This is a genomic window from Porticoccus sp. (assembly GCF_965660005.1).
Classification (GTDB): Bacteria; Pseudomonadota; Gammaproteobacteria; order Pseudomonadales; family Porticoccaceae; genus Porticoccus.
The window spans coordinates 1-18,292 of the sequence record NZ_CBFHYF010000033.1 but is presented as its reverse complement, the minus strand read 5'-3'; the positions used below and the strand labels follow the sequence as shown (position 1 = coordinate 18,292).

Here is an 18,292-nt window from a genome sequence, read left to right as displayed (position 1 = left end):
CAACCACTCTGGGCCTATTCTGCAATGGTCACTGCAGGAAAGACAGCCTGCAATAGTCGTCTCCAGTTTTAATGACTGTTACAAGCCTGTCATAAGGAACTGTCATACTGACAGGGAGAATATAGCCATGTTGCCCCACCTGACTGCTTTACCGGATTATCTGGATAAAGCAAGACCTGCTGGAGACCCGATTTTCGGGGTTGTCCCATGAGCATTAATTGGCCCGACGATGATAATGGCCAGAACACTGTTCCGCCACCCGAACCGGCCGAAAGATGGTCGCTGCGCTCCCGTGCACTGCTGATCACAGCCATCTACGGGGTTGTCGCCACTATGTGGATTTACACCTCTGACCAGGCCCTGATGGCGCTGGCACCCGATACCGAGACATTCAGCCGCTGGAGCATGTATAAAGGTATCGGGTTTGTCTTTGTCACCTCACTGTTATTACTGTTATTGATCTGGTGGGCCTTTGGCGCACTGGAGAAAGCCTACACCGATCTCAAGGCACTGAATTAGAATCTGGAAAAAATGGTTGGTGTCGGCACCCGCGAGCTGGAAGCGGTCGCAAACAAGGCGGAGGCCGCCGACCATTTGAAGTCCTCATTTCTCGCCACCATGTCCCACGAACTGCGAACCCCGCTCAGGTCTATAACGGCCTGCAGTTCTGGGTTGAACATATTCATCCGGATGACCGCAATACCGTCCTCACCGAGCTGTATGACGTGTTCAACAGCGACGCCGTGACCTGGCAGGGTGAATACCGGCTTATTCACGCCAATGGCAAGGCGCTGCTCGTGGTGGACCGAGGCTTTATCACACGGGATGCCTCGGGCAAGGCCATACGCATGGTGGGTAGCATGGTGGATATCACTGAACTGCGGGAAATGGATGAACGACTGCGCCAGTCACAAAAACTCGAAGCGATAGGTCATCTCACCGGTGGTATTGCCCACGACTTCAACAACCTGCTCACCGTTATCCTGGGCAATGCCGAATTCATGCAGTATCAGCTGATCACTGGTCAGTGGCTCCAATAACGGGTGTCGCTCCAGGAGCGAGTCCTCCCCGCGGGTGCCATCACGCAGGGCAGCAAGCAAGCTATTCGCTGTGGGATGGCCTGATTGTGACGAGCTCATGATGGATTTCCCTCTTTCGTCAAGCCAGAAACGGGTGAGGCAGTGATCATGGCGACACATCCATACCGGATGTGATCGGGACCGACCGGGGGATTAAAGCATGTTTTAGCCGTCGGGATGAACGGGGAATTTGAGCCGAACAGATAAAAAAACAGGGCCAGCAATTTGCATCACTGGCCCTGTTCTAATAATGGAGCGGGAAACGAGGCTCGAACTCGCGACCTCAACCTTGGCAAGGTTGCGCTCTACCAACTGAGCTATTCCCGCGTTTTATCCCATCAGGATAAAAATGGCGTCCCGTAGGGGAGTCGAACCCCTGTTACCGCCGTGAAAGGGCGGTGTCCTAGGCCTCTAGACGAACGGGACACAAGGTTCTCATCAAGAGAGGCGCGCATTCTAAGAAGCGCCATGTGCCCTGTCAAGCCTGCATTCTGTTTTTCTCCGTGGCCAACCGGAAACCACCGGGAACCAGCCGGTAGCAAGCTGTCGATGCGGTGTCAATACGGTTCCAGTCGCAGGGAAGCCGAGTTCACACAATACCGCAGTCCCGTTGGTTCCGGACCGTCATCAAAAAGGTGCCCCAAATGGGAGCGACAATGCGCACAGGTGATCTCGGTGCGGCGCATGCCGTGGCTGGTATCGAGGTGCTCTTCGATAGCATGTTCGTCGCTCGCCGCATAGAAACTCGGCCAGCCGGAACCGGAATCATACTTCGTCGATGCATCAAACAGCGGCTGATGGCAGCATTTACAGTGGTAAATTCCGGCGGCTTTCTCATCGCAATAGATTCCGGTAAAAGGCGGCTCTGTGCCCTTCTGGCGACAGATTCTGAATTCATCAGGGGTAAGCTGTTCACGCCATTGCTGATCGTCAGATTGTTGCGTATTCGACATCTTCAGCACCTCAGAGTTTTCTTATTTATGGTAGGGTTTTGATATACAATCCGTTTTTATCCAAATTGGACAACAGACAACCACTATTTATGCAACATATCCAGAAATCAAACAAGCTGAATAACGTCTGCTACGATATTCGCGGCCCGGTACTCGACCACGCCAACCGGCTTGAGGAAGAAGGTCTGCGAATCCTGAAACTGAATATCGGCAACCCTGCCCCATTCGGTTTTGAAGCGCCCGACGAAATTATTCACGACGTGATTCACAATCTGGCCAAGGCTCAGGGCTACTGCCATTCCAAAGGTATCTACAGTGCCCGCAAGGCCGTCATGCAGCGCTGCCAGTTGATCGGTATCCCGAATGTCGACATCGACGATATCTTCCTCGGCAACGGCGTCAGCGAACTGATTGTGATGGCCATGCAGGCCCTGCTCAACAACGGTGATGAAATTCTGGTGCCGGCACCGGATTACCCCCTGTGGACTGCCGCCGTCAATCTGGCCGGTGGCAAGGCAGTTCATTATCTGTGTGATGAAGCCAACGAATGGCAACCGGACATCGAGGATATCGCCCGCAAGATCACACCGAATACCCGCGGTATTGTGGTGATCAATCCTAACAACCCCACCGGGGCAGTCTACTCTGAAGCCGTGTTGCAGGAGATTATCGAATTGGCCCGGCAACATGATCTGATCATTTATGCCGATGAAATCTATGACCGCATTCTTTACGATGACGCCGTGCACATTCCGCTGGGTAGTCTGGCGACCGATGTGCTGTGCATCACCTTCAATGGCTTGTCAAAAGCCTACCGTCTCGCAGGCTTCCGCTCCGGCTGGCTGGTAGTGAGCGGCGCCAAACATCGCGCTCGCAGTTATATCCAGGGCATTGAAATGCTGGCATCCATGCGGTTATGCGCCAACGTGCCCGCCATGTACGCGATCCAGACCGCACTGGGTGGCTACCAAAGTATCAACGATCTGGTGGCCCCCGAGGGCCGTCTCTACCAGCAACGCGAAAAAGCCTGGACCCTGTTGACGCAGATACCCGGTGTCAGTTGTGTCAAACCCAAAGCAGCGATGTACCTGTTCCCAAAACTGGATCGGGATATTTATCCGATTGAGGACGATGAGCAATTGGTGCTGGATCTGTTGCTGGAAGAACGGATCCTGCTGGTACAGGGCACAGCCTTCAACTGGCCGGACCCGGACCACTTCCGCATCGTATTTCTGCCGAGGGAAGATGATCTGGAGGAGGCCATTAACCGACTGGCACGCTTCCTGGAAAAATACCGGCTCAATCATCCGGTGGCAAAATTGAAACTGGCTCAGGTGGCACCATAGCCGATCGGGTAGAGAACCCTGTCCCGGTAGCCAGTGAGCACCGGAATGTACCCCGCCAGATCCCGATCCAGCTGTGGGTCATTGCTGTCCACCACCAGGGGCCTGCCTGCCAATTCAGTGATTTTGGTTTTGGTCGCCACGACAATCAGGTTGTCCCGGCCCACCCGCCTGATGATGGCCGGGGTCAGTTGCTGATTGCCCCTGCCCAGCAGTATGCCCTGGCCGCCAATCGGTGTGATGATGATAGAAACCGGACCGGAAAATGTCTCGAGTTCCCGCTCTATCTGTGTGACCGAAACATCCGCGGCCAGTAACTGGCCACCCCTGATCAGATCCACCCCAAGCAGTGTGTTGTCCAGTCCCATCGCCGCCATTAAACCCGCTGTGGTCGAGCCGGGACCGACCAGATAAAGCGTGTCATCATCCATTTCCTCTATCAGGGTGTCGGCTATCTCACCAACCACCAGCGCCTCCACTTCCCGACCGCCATCCTTGACCTGCTGCATAAAACGTCCCTCCTCCGGCACCAGTAATTCACCGTAGTAACGGGACATGACGCGGCCCTCTCGGAAAGCCATCTCATCGATATCACGCACTTCCTGCAGCCTGATATCCACGAGGGCGGCACGCACCAATCGACAAACCACATCACCCGCCGCCTCTGGTGTAATGGCATAGACGCCAGAGTGCATCTTGACACCAGCGGGCACACCCAATACGGGCTGGCGGGAAGAAACCACATTGCAGATATTGCGCGCCGTCCCATCGCCACCAACAAACATCAGCAAATCCACACCCTTGTCAGCCAGTGTTCCGGCCGCCTTTTCGGTGTCCTCCGGTCGGGTATTCAGAGGATCCGTGTCACAGACCAGTTCGGGGACAAAGCCACATTGCCTGGCCACCGACTCCCCCATCAGGCCGGGACAGGTCAGCACAGTAACGGCTTCGCCACCGAGCGAGTGAAAGATGACATCCATCGCCCTGGCAGCACGCTCTGGCGCACGCAACCCGGCCCCTTTTTTGAACGCTTCGGCAGCCGCCTCTCCATCACTGCCCTTCAGTGCCGCGGGACCACCGATACCGGCCAGTGGATTGACGATCAGCCCAAGTTTAAACATTGCGACTCCCAATCTCTCTGCAAACTTAATTCTCAGGGCTTGCCTTGCGGGTTAATCATGGTATGTTTTGCCTGACAAATGCCAACGGTGAGCAAACATGGGTCAGCCGAAAGACAAGTCTGCCAAAGCGGCCACCACACCTGATTTTCACGGTGCGGCCCTGATCGATGATAACGGCAGGGAAATCCCGATTACCGAAGACATGGTGCAGAATGCATTCAGTGATCTGGGCCAAAAAACCGACCAGCCCCTGCGCAACCGAAAATCCCGCCACTAGCCGACGGTAAACCCCAGTGCCGTCAACTGTCGGGCCAAAGACTCGTCGCCATCCACTTTGATGCCGAAATGCTGGAATTCCAGACGACCGGGGTACGTTTTTCGCAACTGGTCAAACCTGGTACCCGGTGTGTCTTCAGCCCTGATGGACAAAAGCGACTCACGCATATGCCGATCATCCTTTGCTACATCGTAAACATTCAATACGGCCTCCGACAGGGACCCGGCATGGAGCCACCGGACAGGTTCATCCCGGCCGGATACAACTGGCGGGGGCTGTCCCAACCACTGACAAAATGCCTCGAACACCATCCGGGTACCATTGATTTTTCCGTCTTCACTGTACCCGGCGATGTGCGGCGTACCGATGGCAACCTGATCCAGCAAGGGCAATGATATCTCCGGCTCCGACTCCCACACATCCAGCACAACCTGCCATTGCTGGTCACGATTCAACCGCAGCAGGGCAGTATTATCCACCACCAGTCCACGCCCGGCGTTGAGCAGCAGTCCCCCAGGAGTAAATCGCATCAGTGCGGCCTCATCCAACAAGTGGTGGGTCGGATGGGGGCCATCAACCGTCAGCGGGGTATGCAGGCAGAGAATATCGGCTTCGAGCACCCGTTCAAAGTCTGTCAGGTTCCCGTTGGCAGAGGCATTGAGAAACGGGTCATAGCAGCGGCAATCAACGTCCAGCGCCCGCAAGCTGCGATACAGTCGCCCGCCGACATTGCCGCAACCGATAATACCCACTGTTTCCCCGAGCCAACCGGGACGCAGGTGACACAGGGCGGAGAGCACATATTGAACCACAGCATTGGCGTTGCAGCCCGGCGCATTGGCAAATTGAATCCCCCCGGACACCAGATAATCGGTGTCCACATGATCGACACCAATGGTGGCAGAACCGACAAATTGTACCGGACTGCCTTTCAGCAGTGCCGCATTGACCGGGGTAACCGAGCGGACCAACAACACATCCGCATCCCTCAAATGGGCCGCCTTCAGCTCGCGGCCGGGCCAGGTGACCACCTCGCCATAGGGCGAAAACAGCTCCCGCACCAATGGCATATTGTCATCGGCAACAATTTTCATCGGCTTTTCGAGGCCCCCTTCAGGACATTCTGCGGTTGCCCGCATGAGCAGACACATTTTACCGCAGGATTTTCTGGCGTGATGCCGGACCCCATCCATCGGCAGATGTGTGCCAGTTTATACAGCGCCATCAGGAATACAGCGGATCCACGGGGTAGCGCCCGGGATCAAGATAGTCCCCGCCACCGAACAGGGCCGATAGTGCAGCGGCAAACAGCGCTCCCCGCATTGGCAAACTGCCCACAGCACACCAGCTGTGGGCCTGTGCAGCGACAGCGGCGGCAAAAGCGTCACTGGCACCCATGTCCGAGGACAGGTTATCCGCGCTGATCTGAAAGCGATGTTGTGCCGCAACGGAAAAAATCCATTCCAGTGCCTGGGGTTTTATCTCGACCTGCTCAAAAGACTTTTGCTCATCGAGGCTGCGACCATCCGGCCTGTACCAGTAGCCAAAATCCACTTGCAGACGGCGCTGTTCACCGGCAACACACCAATGAGCAACTTCATGCAGCGCGCTGGAAAAATAATCGTGCCGGAAAATCAACTGGTGATGCCCACTCCGCTCGTCCGCCGGCAGATAAACCGGCTCCTCACCACCACCGCTCAGTCGCGTATTGCAGGACTCGGCAAACAGGCCGTTGAACACCGCTATCAACTGACACGTTTGAGGGTCAAACCCGCCTGCTCTACCAGACAATAGCCACATCCTCACAGCAAACCGTGTTATTGATTTTCTCCCAATATGCGGGGGAAAGGTACTCGCGACCGGCCAGCAGATGTTCGACGTACCAGCGTGCCGGGCGAATGGAGTGATCGATCACGGCGGGGTTGGCTATATAGGTCCAGGCGGGCACGACCCCGAAATCTGTCTGTACCGGAAAAGGCTCGCGGCTGTATCTGAATGGCGCACCTTCAAAGGGGTCCAGCTTGGTAATTTCAGTGGAACTTTCCAGCCGGTAAAGAACACCCTCCACCCGCTCACTCCGGGCAAAAACAATATTGGCACAAGCCAGCCGGTCATCGTGACGGGAGCGTTTATTGAACCGCAGACCATAGCCATCCAGCCAGCCAGCGCATTGGCTGACGACCCGCAAGTCACGCGCAACCATACGCTGTAAATTCATATTTGAGCCATAGGCAAAATAGTAGCTCACAAAATATACCCAAAGTATTGTGCTTTGAAATGATCGGTAGTACCTTATTTTGTGTGGATGCGTTTTAGCCGTACGCACCGTACCAGGGCCCTACCCGGGAAGGCGTTCCCCGAGGCCTGTTCGAACCGCCATTTGAGGAGGCTGTATTATGACTACCTCAACACCTGACCACAACACGGACAACGTGGTCGATCTCTTCACAGGGAAACCCTACTCTTCCCGGCTCAACCGTCGCATTATCCGTCTCGCTCCCGAACTCGATGGTCTGGAAATGATCTATTCCAACGAGACCCATCCCGGCAAATTGTTCAGCATCAAAGTACTGTGCTGGGCATTGCGGGCCGATGGCGAGGTGGTGGGACTGGTACCCTGGCTCGATGACATCATGCCGTGTACCGAGATACAGGATCCGTTGAACGGTCACTGGGAAGGCTACTACGATCCGGGCATTGATGACGTATTTTTTGAAGCGCCCATCTATAAGGTACTAGAGCTGGAAACAGCCGCCGAATACTATGAACTCGATTGCGAAACAGACAGTGATGTTGTTCAGGAACTACCCGATACCATTGGCACCCACGCGGTACTGTCGAGCGACGGATTCAAAAGCATTACCCTGAAAGAAGTCGTCAGCTGGCGACTGCTTTTCGACGGCACTGTGCAGGGCATGTTGATCAACGATGAAAAAATCATCAGCACACCCGTACTGCCCGGTGATGCCTGCCTCTATCCGGCCAAGGGCGAAGAGACTTTCTGCTATTTCTTCCAGCATCATATCGCCAACAAAATCAAGGCGCAGGATCCGGAAGCACTGGCCGCCATATCCATGCTGGTGAAGTCCTGATCAGGGCGATCGGGACCGACCGGAATTATCTCCGGTCGAATTGAAAACCAACTGACAGACTTCGGCCTGTCCCGACAGCTGCTCCGACGGTGGTTATGGGCGGCTCGCTCGAAAAAACCAACCGACAATCCTGTCCGACCCGGATCGAGTCCCTACCCCCTGTTTCCTGTTTTTCAGACAGGCCTCACCCAACCCTGCCGCTCTGGTGATTTATCAGCCCTCCCCGAGATAGGCGCGGGCAAATGACGACACTGATCCGGCGACAGCAGCCAGATGTTGAGACTGGTCGAGCCCAGAGGACCTGCGGGGTTTCAGGTCATGATTGCCATCCTCCAGCCAGCTCATCGTTACAGCAGGACTCAACGCCACTGCAGCCAACTCATCCGGCCTGCCAAAGGGATCACGGGTGCCTTGATAGATAAAGGCCGGCGTAATCATGGTCAGCAAGTGCTCAACCCGCATCCGCTCGGGTTTGCCGGGCGCATGAAAGGGGTATCCGAGGCAACATAGCCCAGCCACCCCCAGCTCGTCGGCGACCATACTCGCCATGCGACCTCCCATGGATTTACCACCGATCAGGATAGGGACGGGAAGATCTTTGCGATCACAGCAGTGGGAGTAGACTTCACGCCAACAGTCCAGCAATACGGGCTGGCGATCCGGTGGCCGCTTTTTTCCCGTGAGACGACGTTGGCGCATGTAGGGAAACTCAAAGCGCACCAGAGTCAAACCGACCGCAGTCAACTGTCGAGTGATCGCCGCCATAAAATCACTGTCCATCGGGGCACCGGCACCGTGGGCCAGGATCAATGTACCCACTGGCAGTGTTTGCCCCGCCGGCCGATCTATCAGGTAATGCACGGGGAGGTCTGTCATGGCGAATCTGCCAGCTGACGAAACTGTTGCCGCGACAGCAGATTGCAACTTTCTGTCACCGGGTCAAAGGTAATCACCACATCACCGCGCTCGACCTGTCGCCTGAGGCGCTGCCGTTTGGCATCCAGCGTCAACTCCTCAATACCATAGTCCGTGCCTTCGCGGGCGATGAAGTCCTCCAGCAAGGCAGTGAGCAGGTCATCGGACAATCGATCTGGCGGGATCAGAATCACGGTGTTGCCGGTTTGACAAATTTCAGCGTCATGCGGTCACTTTCACCGATGGCCTGATATTTCTCCCGGTCCCTGTCCTGCAAACGCAGGGTGGGTGGCAGGGTCCAGACATCTTCGGGATGATCTGCCGTATCCCGGGGATTGGCATTGACCTCGGATCTGGCCGCCAGCACAAAGCCGGCTTTTTCCGCCAGTTCGATAACGTAGGCCTCCGGCATATAGCCGCTGCGAATCATTTCCGCCCGATCGATAGCGCGGCGGCTGCGATGCTCAACAACACCGAGTACCCCACCGGGCTTGAGTGCCCGAAAGAACAATTCAAAGGCTTTTTCTTCACTGTCAGAGCGCAACCAGTTGTGCACATTGCGAAACGTCAGCACCCGGTCGGCAACACCCTCGGGCACCGCGAGCACCGCGTTCGCCGGATCAAACGTAGTCAGGGTGACATCGCCGTACAGCGACGGATAAGCCGCCAGTTTCGCGGTAAATTTTGCCAACGACTGTTCGTAGTAGGGCACACCGCTGTCACTGGGAAAATGCGCGGCATATAACCGGCCCCGATTGGCACCCCCGTTTTGGACCAGTGGTGCGAGAATCTCGGTATACCAGCCAGCACCCGGTGAAATCTCCACCACCGTCATGCCCGGTTCCACCTCAAAAAAGGCCAGGGTTTCCGCCGGATGACGATAATTGTCGCGGGCGACAAATTCGGGAGTGCGGTGCTCTCCTGAAAAGGGGGATGCGGCGGCCAGCAAATCGATACACCCCAGCCATAACACCAGCAACAATAACGGATTCAGGGTCTGCATTTTCAATCTCCTCTGGATATCCGGCGACCTTAAAATGCCCACCAGTTAAGCTAACCTCTGGTCGTGGCCCGGGGCCGGCTTTTAGGCCATAATAGTCACACAACATCACAGGAATAAGAACCGCCACATGAAACACTATCTCGCATTGACCATCATTGCCGATGATCGACCCGGTATTGTGGAACGCATCGCCGATGTGGTTATCCGGGCTGGCGGCAACTGGCTGGAAAGCAGCATGTCACGGCTGGCCGGCAAGTTCGCTGGCATTCTGCTGGTGGATATTGCCGAAGACAGGCAGGTCGCTCTGCTCACTGCCCTGGAGGCATTGCAGCGCGATGGTATTAGGGTAACCGGCGAAGCCTGCTCCTCGCTGCACGCTCCCGATGGCGAGTGCGTCACGCTATCCGTGGTCGGCAACGACCGGCCGGGCATTGTCGGCGAGATCTCCGGCATCCTGGCAAAACTGCAGGTCAACGTGGAGGAGCTCTACACCTATTGCGAAGATGCGCCGATGAGTTCGGAAATTCTGTTCCACGCCAGTGCGATCCTGCAGTTGCCGCAGGGCCTCGACAGAAGCCGCCTGCAACAGGCATTGGAGAGCGTGTCAGACGACCTGATGGTTGAACTGGAGCAATCCTGACCGGATCAGGCAACCAATCCCTTCAGCAGCAGACCTACCCCAAAGGCCATACCGGCAGCGATGCCGCCTATCGCCACCGTTTCCAGACCCGAGACCAGCCAGCCCTGATCGACAAACCGGCCCTTCATGGCACCGACAACAAAAAAAGCCATCACAGTGAAGCCAGCCGAAAGGGCAAAGGCATGGTCGATCAGGCCCGGGGAAAGCCAGTTGGCGACATAGGTGATCAGCGGTATAAACCCCACCAGACAGAAAGCAACAAAGGTTGCCAGACCGGCCTTGAGAGGATCATGCGACTGCAGGGACAGGCCAAACTCTTCCTGAACCATGGTGTCCACCCAGGTTTTCTCATCGGAGGTGATCACTTCCACAGCCTCTTCGAGAACCCGGCCTTCGAACCCCTTGCGCGCATAAATCTGACGTATCTCCTCCACTTCACCCTCGGGAAATTGCCTGATCTCTTCAATTTCCCGATTGCGGATCTTGATGCGGTGCTGATTTTCTGCCCGGGTACCCAGATAGTTGCTCACCGCCATGCTGAAACCGTCGGCCAGCAGGTTGGCAAAACCCAGGATAATAATCACCGCGGAAGACAGGCCCGCACCGGCAACGCCTGCAACGATGGCAAACGTGGTAATGGCACCATCCACCGCCCCGTAAATAAAGTCCCGAAGGTAAACCGACTGCGGGCCATCATCCAGACGCTGTGCGATCAACCCGGGCTGATGATGTGCTTTAAAATCCTCGATTTCACTGAGTTTATCGTGATTTTCCATGCATCCACTCCAAAGCAAACGGGGGGCAACGTACAACCCGGCATTTATCCAAGGGTCAGGCAAGGCCGGTTAATACAGAGAAGACCAGATAGCTATTGTAGGCAATAAATACCAGCAGCAGGCCGCAGCCTTCCAGCCGGTTGATCCGGCCCTGACCCTTGAAGCCATAAGCCATAAACAGCAACATCACCATCAGGATCATCATCGTGGCCCAATCCCGGACCAACACCTGCTGCGACAGATTGGTCAACGGCTCAATCAGACCTGCAATGCCGACCACCGCCAGAATATTGAACATATTGGAACCGACAATATTGCCAATCGCGATATCGTGCTCGCCTTTGCGCACGGCAATCACGGAGGAAGCCAGCTCAGGCAAAGACGTTCCCAAAGCGACAATCGTCAGACCGATGATCAGATCACTGACCCCCAGGGATTCAGCAATGGTGACAGCTCCCCACACCAGCAACCGCGAACTGGCAATCAACACGATCAAACCCACTACCAGCCAGGTAATGGCTTTTCCCAACGACATGGCATGCTCAAGCATTTCATGATCAACGTCTTTTTCCAGCGCATCATCCCGGTCGCGAATGGCAGAAAAAACCGACCAGCCAATCAAACCGAAAAACCCCGCCAGCAGCAATCCTGCCTCCCAGAGAAGCACCGCATTATCCCACAGCATGAGGCCCGCACCCAGACTGATCAGAATCAGCAGCGGCAACTCTTTGCGAACGATTTTTGAGTGAACCATGATCGGTAGAATTAATGCGGTAACACCCAGAATCAGGCCGATGTTGACAATATTGGATCCGAGTGCATTACCCAGTGCGAGCTCCGGACTGCCATCCAAGGCCGCCATGGCCGAAACCACCATCTCCGGGGCAGAGGTGCCGAAACCGACAATCACCATCCCGATCAGCAGGCTGGGCATGCCCGCATGGTAGGCTGTCGCCGCGGCACCATCCACAAATCGGTCGGCACTCCAGATCAACAGGCCAAAACCCACAAGAATCGCCAGCATTGCAATCAGCATATCGCCCTCTTTCCACGCTCTCTTTCAGTTATTGAAAATACACGCATCGACCTTGCCGATACGAACCTGCCAGCCGGTTACCGGCGAAGCATCCTAACCGGCACAACCGGCCAATACCAGTGGCCGAAGGGCGCAGCTTCGCTATTGGCCGCCGGCAAAACCGGCCTGCCGCCAGGCTTCGTAACTGACGATGGCCACCGCATTGGACAGGTTCATACTACGGCACCCGGGACGCATGGGAATTCTCAAACGATGGGCCGGGGGGATACTGTCCATCAACGGCTGCGGCAGACCCGATGTCTCGGAACCGAACAGCAGAACATCGTCGGGACGATAATCAATCCTGTCGTGGGGCACCTTGCCCTTGGTGGTGCAGGCAAAAACCCGTCTGTCTCCCATTTGCTGAAGGAATGTGGAGTAATCCGGGTGGCGGGTCACCGATGCCAGATCCCGGTAATCCAGCCCCGCCCGACGCAATTTTTTTTCTTCTAGATCGAAACCCAACGGCTCGATCAGATGAAGATGGCTGCCATTATTCGCCATCAGACGGATAATATTGCCGGTATTCGGAGCGATCTGTGGTTCATAAAGGGCAATGTGAAACATAGGAACATCACGGAAATACGAGACGGCAATGCTAACAGGTGTCCAGCAATGCAGACATCCTGTTTTTACTGCATACAGGGTATCCTGTTCAGCATTTCGGCATGCTCAAACCCCACCGCAGATCGTACAATGCACATGACGCCGCACAAAAAGGATCTGCTGATACCCGGCAACCGGCAGAATATGCAGAGTGGCGGTAAAATCCGTAGAATCACCCTCTGCTCACTATTCATCAGATACACGCTATGACCCAAGCACCCATCGGCCTGTTCTACGGCTCTTCCACCTGCTATACCGAAATGGTCAGCGAGAAAATTGCCGCTGAACTCGGCGAATCAATGGTGGACATCCACAACATTGCCGAGGTGCCGGTCAGCCTCATGGCGGCTTATGACCGCCTGATATTGGGTATCCCCACCTGGGACTACGGTGAACTCCAGGAGGATTGGGAGAATTGCTGGGATGATCTCGATCAGGTGGACTTTACCGGCAAAACGGCAGCACTGTTCGGCTTGGGTGATCAGGCAGGTTATCCCGAGTGGTTCCTCGACGCACTGGGATTCCTCTGGGCAAAAGTGAGTGCACTGGGAGCAACCACGGTCGGCTTCTGGCCGACGGAGGGGTTTGAATTCACCGATTCCAAGGCACTTACTGCAGACGGCAAACACTTCGTCGGGCTGGCAATTGACGACGAAAATCAGTTCGAATTGACCGATCAGCGAATTGCCCGCTGGTGCGCCCAGATCCTGCGCGAGTTTGGCCTCGACAGGTAATAACAGGGCGACCCCGCTACCCGGATACCGATCACGCAGAGCTGACGGTTCTTTGTGCAAAGCTGACGGTTCCCGCCTCAAGCTAGAAGCTGTTTGCCAGAATCAATCCGACACAGGCCAGCATCATGCTCCAGGTCCCCGCAGTGCCGAAAAACCGCGGCAGGGATGTGCCGGCACTTTTGCGCAAACCATACGCATGCAGTAATCGGCACAGTATCAACAAGCTGCCAAGCACGTGAACCAGCAAACCGCTGGAGACGGCATTCTCCACCGCCAGCAGCAACAGCAGCGCGATGGGTAGATTTTCCACCGCGTTGCCGTGAACCCGGATCCGGCGACTGAGTACCTTGTGGCCACCATCGCCAAGACCAACCTGATATTTAAGTCGTCCGCGCACCACATCCAGAGCCAACACCGCCAGCAGCAGTCCGCTGAGGGCAATATAAATCATTGAAATATGCATACTGACAGCATGAGTCATCCGGCGCTCCTGTTGAAAAAATACCCATCAAGCCAATGGCCTGATCTGCTGGTAAAATGCCCTCTGTCACAGCTGCAGACTTATCAATGCCGGAACCCGCCGCAGAAAAACTCAAACAGGCCACCATAAGTTGGGACGCAGAGGGCCAACCGCGTGCCAAAGATTTCGACGACCTGTACTTTTCCCGCACCGATGGCATGGCGGAAACCCGTCATGTCTTTTTGCACCACAACAGGCTGCCGCAGCGCTGGACAACGCTTGAATGCCCTGTTTTCACCATCGGCGAAACCGGGTTCGGCACCGGCCTGAATTTCCTTACGGTCGCCAGCTGCTGGCTGGATCAGGGTACCATGGGCACCCTGCATTTTGTCTCCGCCGAAAAATACCCCCTGTCCCATCCCGATCTCAAAAAAGCGTTGTCACTGTGGCCTGCGCTTGGATCATTGGCCACTGAGCTGCTTTGGCAATATCCCCCCGCAGTGCCCGGTATTCATCGACTCTCTCTGGCCGGAGGTCGGGTCGTTCTCACACTGCTCTATGGCGAAGCCAGTGACATGTTTGCCAGCCTTCAGGGCAGTGATCATCCACTGTTTTCATTCCGGGGGAACCCCACTGTAGACGCCTGGTTTCTGGACGGTTTTGCCCCGGCAAAAAATCCGCAGCTGTGGACCCCGGAACTGTTTCAAACTATTGCCAGGCTGAGCCGCCCCGCTACCACCTTCAGCACTTTTACCGCCGCCGGCATTGTCCGTCGCGGCCTGCAGCAGGTGGGATTCAAGGTGGAAAAAGTAGCCGGGTTTGCCGAAAAGCGCGACATGTTACGCGGCCGAATGACCACCAGTCCGGCCCCGGAAACTGACACCGCCACGGCGCAGCACTGGCAACCGGCCACCTTCAATGCAACGCACCAGCCGCCCTGGTACCTGCCATTGCAAAGCTCATCCGCCGGTGACCGCGACAGTGCGCTGGTTATCGGCGGTGGCATTGCCGGTTGCACCACAGCGAGGGCGCTGGCGAAACGCGGGATAACGGTGACATTGATCGAACGTCATCCGACGCTGGCTCAGGAGGGCTCCGGCAACCCCCAGGGGATTCTTTACCCCAAACTGTCCAGCAAAACTTCACCCCTGGCACAGTTTGGCCTGATGTCACTGTTATATGCCAGCCGCTATCACCGGGAGTTTCTGGACCACGGCGGCAACCCCTGTGGGGTACTGGTCTTGCCCGGGTCCGAAAAAGATCGGGCGAGCTTTGAACAAATGGCGGCCCAATACCCCTCGGAACTGGTCAGACTGGTGCAAGGTTCCCGCATAGCCAAGGTGGCCGGGGTATCCCTCAATGCCGAGCTGGGGCTGTTTTTCCCGCAACTGGGCTGGGTAACCCCCCCCGACGTCTGCGCCGCACTGGCCAACCACCCCCTGATAGCAAGGCAAACTGCGGAGGTTGCCCGCCTCGACTACCAGGCAGGAAAATGGTGCACTCTGGATGATGAAGGCAACAGCATCGCGTCGGCAGCGGCAGTGGTGATAGCCAGCGCCCAGGACAGCAACCGGTTCGAGCAAACAAATCACCTACCGTTGCAACAGATTCGCGGCCAGATCAGCTACCTGCCGGAAACTGACCACAGTCGAAACCTGAAAACGGTAATCTGTGGTGAAGGCTATCTGGCACCGGCAGACAACGGCATTCACACCCTCGGTGCCACCTACCATCCCGGTGATACCAGCAATGGGGTTCGCACCGAGGATCACCAGACCAACCTGCGGCAGTTAGCCAATACCGACCCTGCAGCCGCCGCACTGTTCAGCACACTGAACCCGGAAAACATCACTGGGCGCACTGCATTCCGCTGCACCACTCCGGACTATCTGCCCATCGCCGGCCCGGCACCGGTGCTGGAAGATTATCTGGAACATTATGGACTGCTGAGGAAAAATGCCCGCGCTCACATCCCGATAGCGGGGAGTTACTGGCCGGGGTTGTATCTGAACTGTGGTCACGGTTCCCGGGGCATGAGCTACGCGCCGCTCTGTGCCGAATTGCTGGCCAGCCAGATATGCAGCGAGGTGGCACCGATGAAACGGGATTTGCGTCAGGCGATACACCCGGGACGTTTCATTATTCGGGATATGAAGCGCAACAAACACTGACCGGGGCCGAGTCTGTCAGAGGGCAACGAACGTTCCACAATGAGCACATCTGAGCCCGCGCTTGTAGAAAAACAGCGGAAATCCCAACAGCAAAAACACCAAAAAAGCCGGTTTTCTACCACGGATGTAGGGGCTCATTTCCAGACTGCCGCAGCTCGGACAGGCCCGCCGTTCGGGATCATCCTCAGCCTCGTCCTCAAACAGATCGGAGAAATCCTCCGCCAGCGCCTCGGTCGCCTGATCGGCAAACGGCGCTGGCACCTTTAGCTTCACGCCTCCCATCGCCGAGGAATACAACCACTGCATATTGATGGTGTGCTCATCGGCGACAAAGGCGGGAATCCCCTTGGCGTCCAGTTTCAGTTTGGCAATGTGTGCCTCATGGGGAAAGGAGTACGTGGCAACCGTAATCAAGGCTTAGTCCTTTTATCTCGATGCTCGAACCAGAGAATACTGTTCAACCATTATTTTTTCGCCGATCGATGACAGGGGGGAAAAACCACCAGCTGGCCAATACCAGCAATCCGAACAGGGAATAAATCAGCATAAAAACCCAGGACGGCGCATCGTAATAGAGCAACTTCTGTAACCAGTATTCAATAAAACTGCCACTGTAGCTGGTATCCCCTGCTCTGGTCCGCAACCACTGTTCAAGGGTCGTCAATGGGCAGACCCATCCGAGCCATGATTCGGCCACCACCACCGCGATCATACCGAGGTGCATCAGCCGGAACCACCAATGGTTCACCCATCGCCAATGCCGCAGATTGCCCAGCACAATCATCATCAGACCACCGACCACAAACAGCACAAACCCAACGTGAAAAATCAGTATCAGATCGGCGAGCAGCGCATATGGCATCGGTAACGTCACCTGCAATTGTATAAGTCGCTGACCGGTGGATGGTCAGCCCAACAGAATCACTTTAACCCCGCCCACCGGCAGACACCGATAACCCGCCGCCCGGGTGACAGGAATGGTTGCCACGGCATAGCCCACCATAATGGTCTGTTTTTCTGTCACGGCATCAATCGCCAGTTGCCGCGACATGAGCTGATCGGTGGTGTGAACGATCAGGTAACTGGCTTCGACGGGCACCGTTTGCGCCGCTGTCCAGTAGCCGGTCCTGGATTGATCGGCCGAGACCCAGCGGATCGACAGATCCTCGCTTGCGATCGGTTCGTGCTGACGGTTCAGATAGGTCACTACCGGACAGAAAGCCCCGCTGTTCAGCGCATTGAAGCGACCCGGCGCAAACACCAATAACAAATCAGTGCCCGACTGTCCGGGACTCAGGGTATAGGCCGAGAAATAGCTCTTTCCTGTGCTGAAAGCGAACACCGGCGAACGATCACTCAGTTCAATGTCGACCGGAGCATCCGAGGGCTTGACCGAGCGGATCACAGCATAGGACATGGCCGGGAAATCTTTGCAGCAGACCTCCGCCGTCCGCAGGGCCTCCTGGGTTTGCGAAACGGAGGAGCAGGCCGACAGATGCACCAGTATCACCAGCAACGCAAATGGCAGGCATAATCTCTGAACCGGATAACTCTTATTGATCACTGTTCCACCTTAATACACTGATGTCATAGCCCGTACTTCTGTCACTCGCAGCATAGATCACTACCGGCAACCTGTCTGTTACTCCTCGTAATCCGGGGATTTTTCCGCCGCCTTGCGCGCATTGCCGGCCAGCATTTCAGCAGAACCCGAGCCACAGGCTATAATGGTTCGCATGGCTTCTTCCACCGAAACATGCGGCAGTATCTGCACGCACTCAGCCGGCAGGTGATAGGTCATACCGGAGGTCGGTATCGGTGCCGTGGGCACAAATACCGTAAAGGCACCGTCCGCATGCCGACTGGTGACAATCGCCGTCACCGTGACCGGTGAATCCGCACCGTAGATTTTTGCCAGCGCGGTCTGGCCACTGAGTAGCGTGGTTTCGCCACTACCGCCAAGTAATTGCGTCACAATCGCACGGATGGTGCGGTAACCCGGTGCCAAGCGTGTCAGCCAGACATCCATGTGGCCGTGCATCCAGTT

General features: G+C 56.0%; 24 protein-coding genes, 2 tRNA genes and 2 pseudogenes. 10 read left to right on the top strand and 18 right to left on the bottom strand.

Annotated elements, in window-relative coordinates; all coding sequences use genetic code 11:
• The 4 genes and pseudogenes from ACTF5G_RS07775 to ACTF5G_RS07760 all read left to right on the top strand — a co-directional run.
• Positions 1-211, top strand: a 211-nt coding sequence (locus tag ACTF5G_RS07775) for a hypothetical protein (RefSeq protein WP_438952252.1), incomplete at its 5' end; no start/stop codon positions are given.
• A complete protein-coding gene (locus ACTF5G_RS07770) occupies positions 208-519 on the top strand; it encodes a hypothetical protein (protein ID WP_438952251.1) in 312 nt (103 codons plus the stop codon). The genes ACTF5G_RS07775 and ACTF5G_RS07770, both read left to right, overlap by 4 nt.
• Positions 520-531: 12 nt before the next feature.
• Positions 532-663: pseudogene (locus ACTF5G_RS07765) on the top strand (histidine kinase dimerization/phospho-acceptor domain-containing protein); the annotation flags it as partial.
• Positions 606-1,040 carry a PAS domain-containing protein gene (locus tag ACTF5G_RS07760; protein ID WP_438952253.1) on the top strand — a complete coding sequence of 145 codons (435 nt, stop codon included), beginning with the start codon at positions 606-608 and terminating at the stop codon, positions 1,038-1,040. The pseudogene ACTF5G_RS07765 and the gene ACTF5G_RS07760, both read left to right, overlap by 58 nt.
• Before the next feature lie 290 nt (positions 1,041-1,330).
• On the opposite strand, the gene ACTF5G_RS07755 is transcribed toward ACTF5G_RS07760, so the two are convergent.
• The 3 genes from ACTF5G_RS07755 to msrB all read right to left on the bottom strand — a co-directional run bounded on the left by ACTF5G_RS07755 (position 1,331) and on the right by msrB (position 2,032).
• Positions 1,331-1,406 (bottom strand) — tRNA-Gly (locus ACTF5G_RS07755).
• 23 nt (positions 1,407-1,429) lie between these two features.
• A tRNA-Glu gene (locus ACTF5G_RS07750) sits at positions 1,430-1,505 on the bottom strand.
• 131 nt (positions 1,506-1,636) lie between these two features.
• On the bottom strand, positions 1,637-2,032 hold the full coding sequence (gene msrB / locus ACTF5G_RS07745; RefSeq protein ID WP_438952250.1) for a peptide-methionine (R)-S-oxide reductase MsrB: 396 nt from the start codon (positions 2,030-2,032) through the stop codon (positions 1,637-1,639).
• Between the two features lie 89 nt (positions 2,033-2,121).
• Here msrB and ACTF5G_RS07740 point away from each other — a divergent pair, with 89 nt between their 5' ends.
• On the top strand, positions 2,122-3,378 hold the full coding sequence (locus ACTF5G_RS07740) for a pyridoxal phosphate-dependent aminotransferase (protein WP_438952249.1): 1,257 nt from the start codon (positions 2,122-2,124) through the stop codon (positions 3,376-3,378).
• Here ACTF5G_RS07740 and ACTF5G_RS07735 read toward each other — a convergent pair.
• The gene (locus ACTF5G_RS07735) at positions 3,363-4,496 is read right to left on the bottom strand and encodes an ATP-NAD kinase family protein (protein WP_438952248.1); all 1,134 of its coding nucleotides are present in this window, start codon (positions 4,494-4,496) and stop codon (positions 3,363-3,365) included. The genes ACTF5G_RS07740 and ACTF5G_RS07735 overlap by 16 nt on opposite strands.
• A 97-nt stretch (positions 4,497-4,593) precedes the next feature.
• Between ACTF5G_RS07735 and ACTF5G_RS07730 the strand changes: the two genes are divergently transcribed.
• Positions 4,594-4,773: a PA1571 family protein gene (locus tag ACTF5G_RS07730; RefSeq protein WP_438952247.1), complete on the top strand. Its 180-nt coding sequence runs from the start codon at positions 4,594-4,596 to the stop codon at positions 4,771-4,773.
• On the opposite strand, the gene ACTF5G_RS07725 is transcribed toward ACTF5G_RS07730, so the two are convergent.
• The 3 genes from ACTF5G_RS07725 to ACTF5G_RS07715 all read right to left on the bottom strand — a co-directional run bounded on the left by ACTF5G_RS07725 (position 4,770) and on the right by ACTF5G_RS07715 (position 7,021).
• Positions 4,770-5,912 (bottom strand): 4-phosphoerythronate dehydrogenase, encoded by a 1,143-nt coding sequence (locus ACTF5G_RS07725; RefSeq protein ID WP_438952246.1) that lies wholly within the window; start codon positions 5,910-5,912, stop codon positions 4,770-4,772. The two genes, ACTF5G_RS07730 and ACTF5G_RS07725, sit on opposite strands and share 4 nt — an antisense overlap.
• Positions 5,913-5,997: 85 nt before the next feature.
• A complete protein-coding gene (locus tag ACTF5G_RS07720) occupies positions 5,998-6,564 on the bottom strand; it encodes an elongation factor P hydroxylase (RefSeq protein ID WP_438952245.1) in 567 nt (188 codons plus the stop codon).
• Positions 6,554-7,021: a gamma-glutamylcyclotransferase family protein gene (locus ACTF5G_RS07715; RefSeq protein WP_438952244.1), complete on the bottom strand. Its 468-nt coding sequence runs from the start codon at positions 7,019-7,021 to the stop codon at positions 6,554-6,556. The genes ACTF5G_RS07720 and ACTF5G_RS07715 overlap by 11 nt, the downstream gene beginning before the upstream one ends.
• A gap of 148 nt (positions 7,022-7,169) precedes the next feature.
• Here ACTF5G_RS07715 and ACTF5G_RS07710 point away from each other — a divergent pair, with 148 nt between their 5' ends.
• Positions 7,170-7,865 (top strand): hypothetical protein, encoded by a 696-nt coding sequence (locus ACTF5G_RS07710; protein WP_438952243.1) that lies wholly within the window; start codon positions 7,170-7,172, stop codon positions 7,863-7,865.
• 213 nt (positions 7,866-8,078) lie between these two features.
• On the opposite strand, the gene ACTF5G_RS07705 is transcribed toward ACTF5G_RS07710, so the two are convergent.
• The 3 genes from ACTF5G_RS07705 to ACTF5G_RS07695 are packed head-to-tail and all read right to left on the bottom strand — an operon-like array spanning position 8,079 to position 9,783.
• The gene (locus ACTF5G_RS07705; protein ID WP_438952242.1) at positions 8,079-8,741 is read right to left on the bottom strand and encodes an alpha/beta family hydrolase; all 663 of its coding nucleotides are present in this window, start codon (positions 8,739-8,741) and stop codon (positions 8,079-8,081) included.
• Positions 8,738-8,974, bottom strand: coding sequence for a YheU family protein (locus ACTF5G_RS07700; protein WP_438952241.1), 237 nt, complete (start codon positions 8,972-8,974; stop codon positions 8,738-8,740). Before ACTF5G_RS07700 ends, ACTF5G_RS07705 begins: the two co-directional genes overlap by 4 nt.
• Entirely contained in the window at positions 8,971-9,783 is an 813-nt protein-coding gene (locus ACTF5G_RS07695; RefSeq protein WP_438952240.1) for a class I SAM-dependent methyltransferase, read from the bottom strand. The genes ACTF5G_RS07700 and ACTF5G_RS07695 overlap by 4 nt, the downstream gene beginning before the upstream one ends.
• 127 nt (positions 9,784-9,910) lie before the next feature.
• On the opposite strand from ACTF5G_RS07695, the gene ACTF5G_RS07690 reads away from it, so the two are divergent.
• On the top strand, positions 9,911-10,423 hold the full coding sequence (locus ACTF5G_RS07690) for a glycine cleavage system protein R (protein WP_438952239.1): 513 nt from the start codon (positions 9,911-9,913) through the stop codon (positions 10,421-10,423).
• A gap of 5 nt (positions 10,424-10,428) precedes the next feature.
• On the opposite strand, the gene ACTF5G_RS07685 is transcribed toward ACTF5G_RS07690, so the two are convergent.
• The 3 genes from ACTF5G_RS07685 to ACTF5G_RS07675 form a co-directional block, all read right to left on the bottom strand.
• Positions 10,429-11,199, bottom strand: a complete 771-nt coding sequence (locus ACTF5G_RS07685; RefSeq protein WP_438952238.1) for a VIT1/CCC1 transporter family protein — start codon at positions 11,197-11,199, stop codon at positions 10,429-10,431.
• Positions 11,200-11,254: 55 nt separating this feature from the next.
• A complete protein-coding gene (locus tag ACTF5G_RS07680; RefSeq protein WP_438952237.1) occupies positions 11,255-12,235 on the bottom strand; it encodes a calcium/sodium antiporter in 981 nt (326 codons plus the stop codon).
• 141 nt (positions 12,236-12,376) lie between these two features.
• Positions 12,377-12,841: a tRNA (cytidine(34)-2'-O)-methyltransferase gene (locus ACTF5G_RS07675; RefSeq protein ID WP_438952236.1), complete on the bottom strand. Its 465-nt coding sequence runs from the start codon at positions 12,839-12,841 to the stop codon at positions 12,377-12,379.
• Between the two features lie 245 nt (positions 12,842-13,086).
• Here ACTF5G_RS07675 and fldB point away from each other — a divergent pair, with 245 nt between their 5' ends.
• Entirely contained in the window at positions 13,087-13,614 is a 528-nt protein-coding gene (gene fldB / locus ACTF5G_RS07670; protein ID WP_438952235.1) for a flavodoxin FldB, read from the top strand.
• A gap of 82 nt (positions 13,615-13,696) precedes the next feature.
• On the opposite strand, the gene ACTF5G_RS07665 is transcribed toward fldB, so the two are convergent.
• The gene (locus ACTF5G_RS07665) at positions 13,697-14,095 is read right to left on the bottom strand and encodes an MAPEG family protein (RefSeq protein WP_438952234.1); all 399 of its coding nucleotides are present in this window, start codon (positions 14,093-14,095) and stop codon (positions 13,697-13,699) included.
• Positions 14,096-14,181: 86 nt separating this feature from the next.
• Between ACTF5G_RS07665 and mnmC the strand changes: the two genes are divergently transcribed.
• Positions 14,182-16,245: a bifunctional tRNA (5-methylaminomethyl-2-thiouridine)(34)-methyltransferase MnmD/FAD-dependent 5-carboxymethylaminomethyl-2-thiouridine(34) oxidoreductase MnmC gene (mnmC, locus tag ACTF5G_RS07660; protein WP_438952233.1), complete on the top strand. Its 2,064-nt coding sequence runs from the start codon at positions 14,182-14,184 to the stop codon at positions 16,243-16,245.
• 15 nt (positions 16,246-16,260) lie between these two features.
• Here the strand turns inward: mnmC and ACTF5G_RS07655 are convergent, their stop codons facing one another.
• The 4 genes and pseudogenes from ACTF5G_RS07655 to ACTF5G_RS07640 all read right to left on the bottom strand — a co-directional run.
• On the bottom strand, positions 16,261-16,659 hold the full coding sequence (locus ACTF5G_RS07655) for a hypothetical protein (protein WP_438952232.1): 399 nt from the start codon (positions 16,657-16,659) through the stop codon (positions 16,261-16,263).
• Between the two features lie 43 nt (positions 16,660-16,702).
• Positions 16,703-17,107, bottom strand: a complete 405-nt coding sequence (locus tag ACTF5G_RS07650; protein ID WP_438952231.1) for a DUF2784 domain-containing protein — start codon at positions 17,105-17,107, stop codon at positions 16,703-16,705.
• A 45-nt stretch (positions 17,108-17,152) separates the two neighbouring features.
• A complete protein-coding gene (locus tag ACTF5G_RS07645; RefSeq protein ID WP_438952230.1) occupies positions 17,153-17,809 on the bottom strand; it encodes a hypothetical protein in 657 nt (218 codons plus the stop codon).
• Between the two features lie 78 nt (positions 17,810-17,887).
• A pseudogene (locus tag ACTF5G_RS07640) lies at positions 17,888-18,292 on the bottom strand (DUF502 domain-containing protein); the annotation flags it as partial.

Excerpts from the sequence above, each read along its gene's own strand:
- ACTF5G_RS07770 (WP_438952251.1), top strand. The coding sequence starts at position 208 with ATGAGCATTAATTGGCCCGACGATGATAATGGCCAGAACACTGTTCCG.
- msrB (WP_438952250.1), bottom strand. The coding sequence starts at position 2,032 with ATGTCGAATACGCAACAATCTGACGATCAGCAATGGCGTGAACAGCTT.
- ACTF5G_RS07740 (WP_438952249.1), top strand. The coding sequence starts at position 2,122 with ATGCAACATATCCAGAAATCAAACAAGCTGAATAACGTCTGCTACGAT.
- ACTF5G_RS07735 (WP_438952248.1), bottom strand. The coding sequence starts at position 4,496 with ATGTTTAAACTTGGGCTGATCGTCAATCCACTGGCCGGTATCGGTGGT.
- ACTF5G_RS07730 (WP_438952247.1), top strand. The coding sequence starts at position 4,594 with ATGGGTCAGCCGAAAGACAAGTCTGCCAAAGCGGCCACCACACCTGAT.
- ACTF5G_RS07725 (WP_438952246.1), bottom strand. The coding sequence starts at position 5,912 with ATGCGGGCAACCGCAGAATGTCCTGAAGGGGGCCTCGAAAAGCCGATG.
- ACTF5G_RS07710 (WP_438952243.1), top strand. The coding sequence starts at position 7,170 with ATGACTACCTCAACACCTGACCACAACACGGACAACGTGGTCGATCTC.
- ACTF5G_RS07705 (WP_438952242.1), bottom strand. The coding sequence starts at position 8,741 with ATGACAGACCTCCCCGTGCATTACCTGATAGATCGGCCGGCGGGGCAA.
- ACTF5G_RS07695 (WP_438952240.1), bottom strand. The coding sequence starts at position 9,783 with ATGCAGACCCTGAATCCGTTATTGTTGCTGGTGTTATGGCTGGGGTGT.
- ACTF5G_RS07690 (WP_438952239.1), top strand. The coding sequence starts at position 9,911 with ATGAAACACTATCTCGCATTGACCATCATTGCCGATGATCGACCCGGT.
- ACTF5G_RS07685 (WP_438952238.1), bottom strand. The coding sequence starts at position 11,199 with ATGGAAAATCACGATAAACTCAGTGAAATCGAGGATTTTAAAGCACAT.
- ACTF5G_RS07680 (WP_438952237.1), bottom strand. The coding sequence starts at position 12,235 with ATGCTGATTGCAATGCTGGCGATTCTTGTGGGTTTTGGCCTGTTGATC.
- ACTF5G_RS07675 (WP_438952236.1), bottom strand. The coding sequence starts at position 12,841 with ATGTTTCACATTGCCCTTTATGAACCACAGATCGCTCCGAATACCGGC.
- fldB (WP_438952235.1), top strand. The coding sequence starts at position 13,087 with ATGACCCAAGCACCCATCGGCCTGTTCTACGGCTCTTCCACCTGCTAT.
- ACTF5G_RS07665 (WP_438952234.1), bottom strand. The coding sequence starts at position 14,095 with ATGACTCATGCTGTCAGTATGCATATTTCAATGATTTATATTGCCCTC.
- mnmC (WP_438952233.1), top strand. The coding sequence starts at position 14,182 with ATGCCGGAACCCGCCGCAGAAAAACTCAAACAGGCCACCATAAGTTGG.
- ACTF5G_RS07650 (WP_438952231.1), bottom strand. The coding sequence starts at position 17,107 with ATGCCATATGCGCTGCTCGCCGATCTGATACTGATTTTTCACGTTGGG.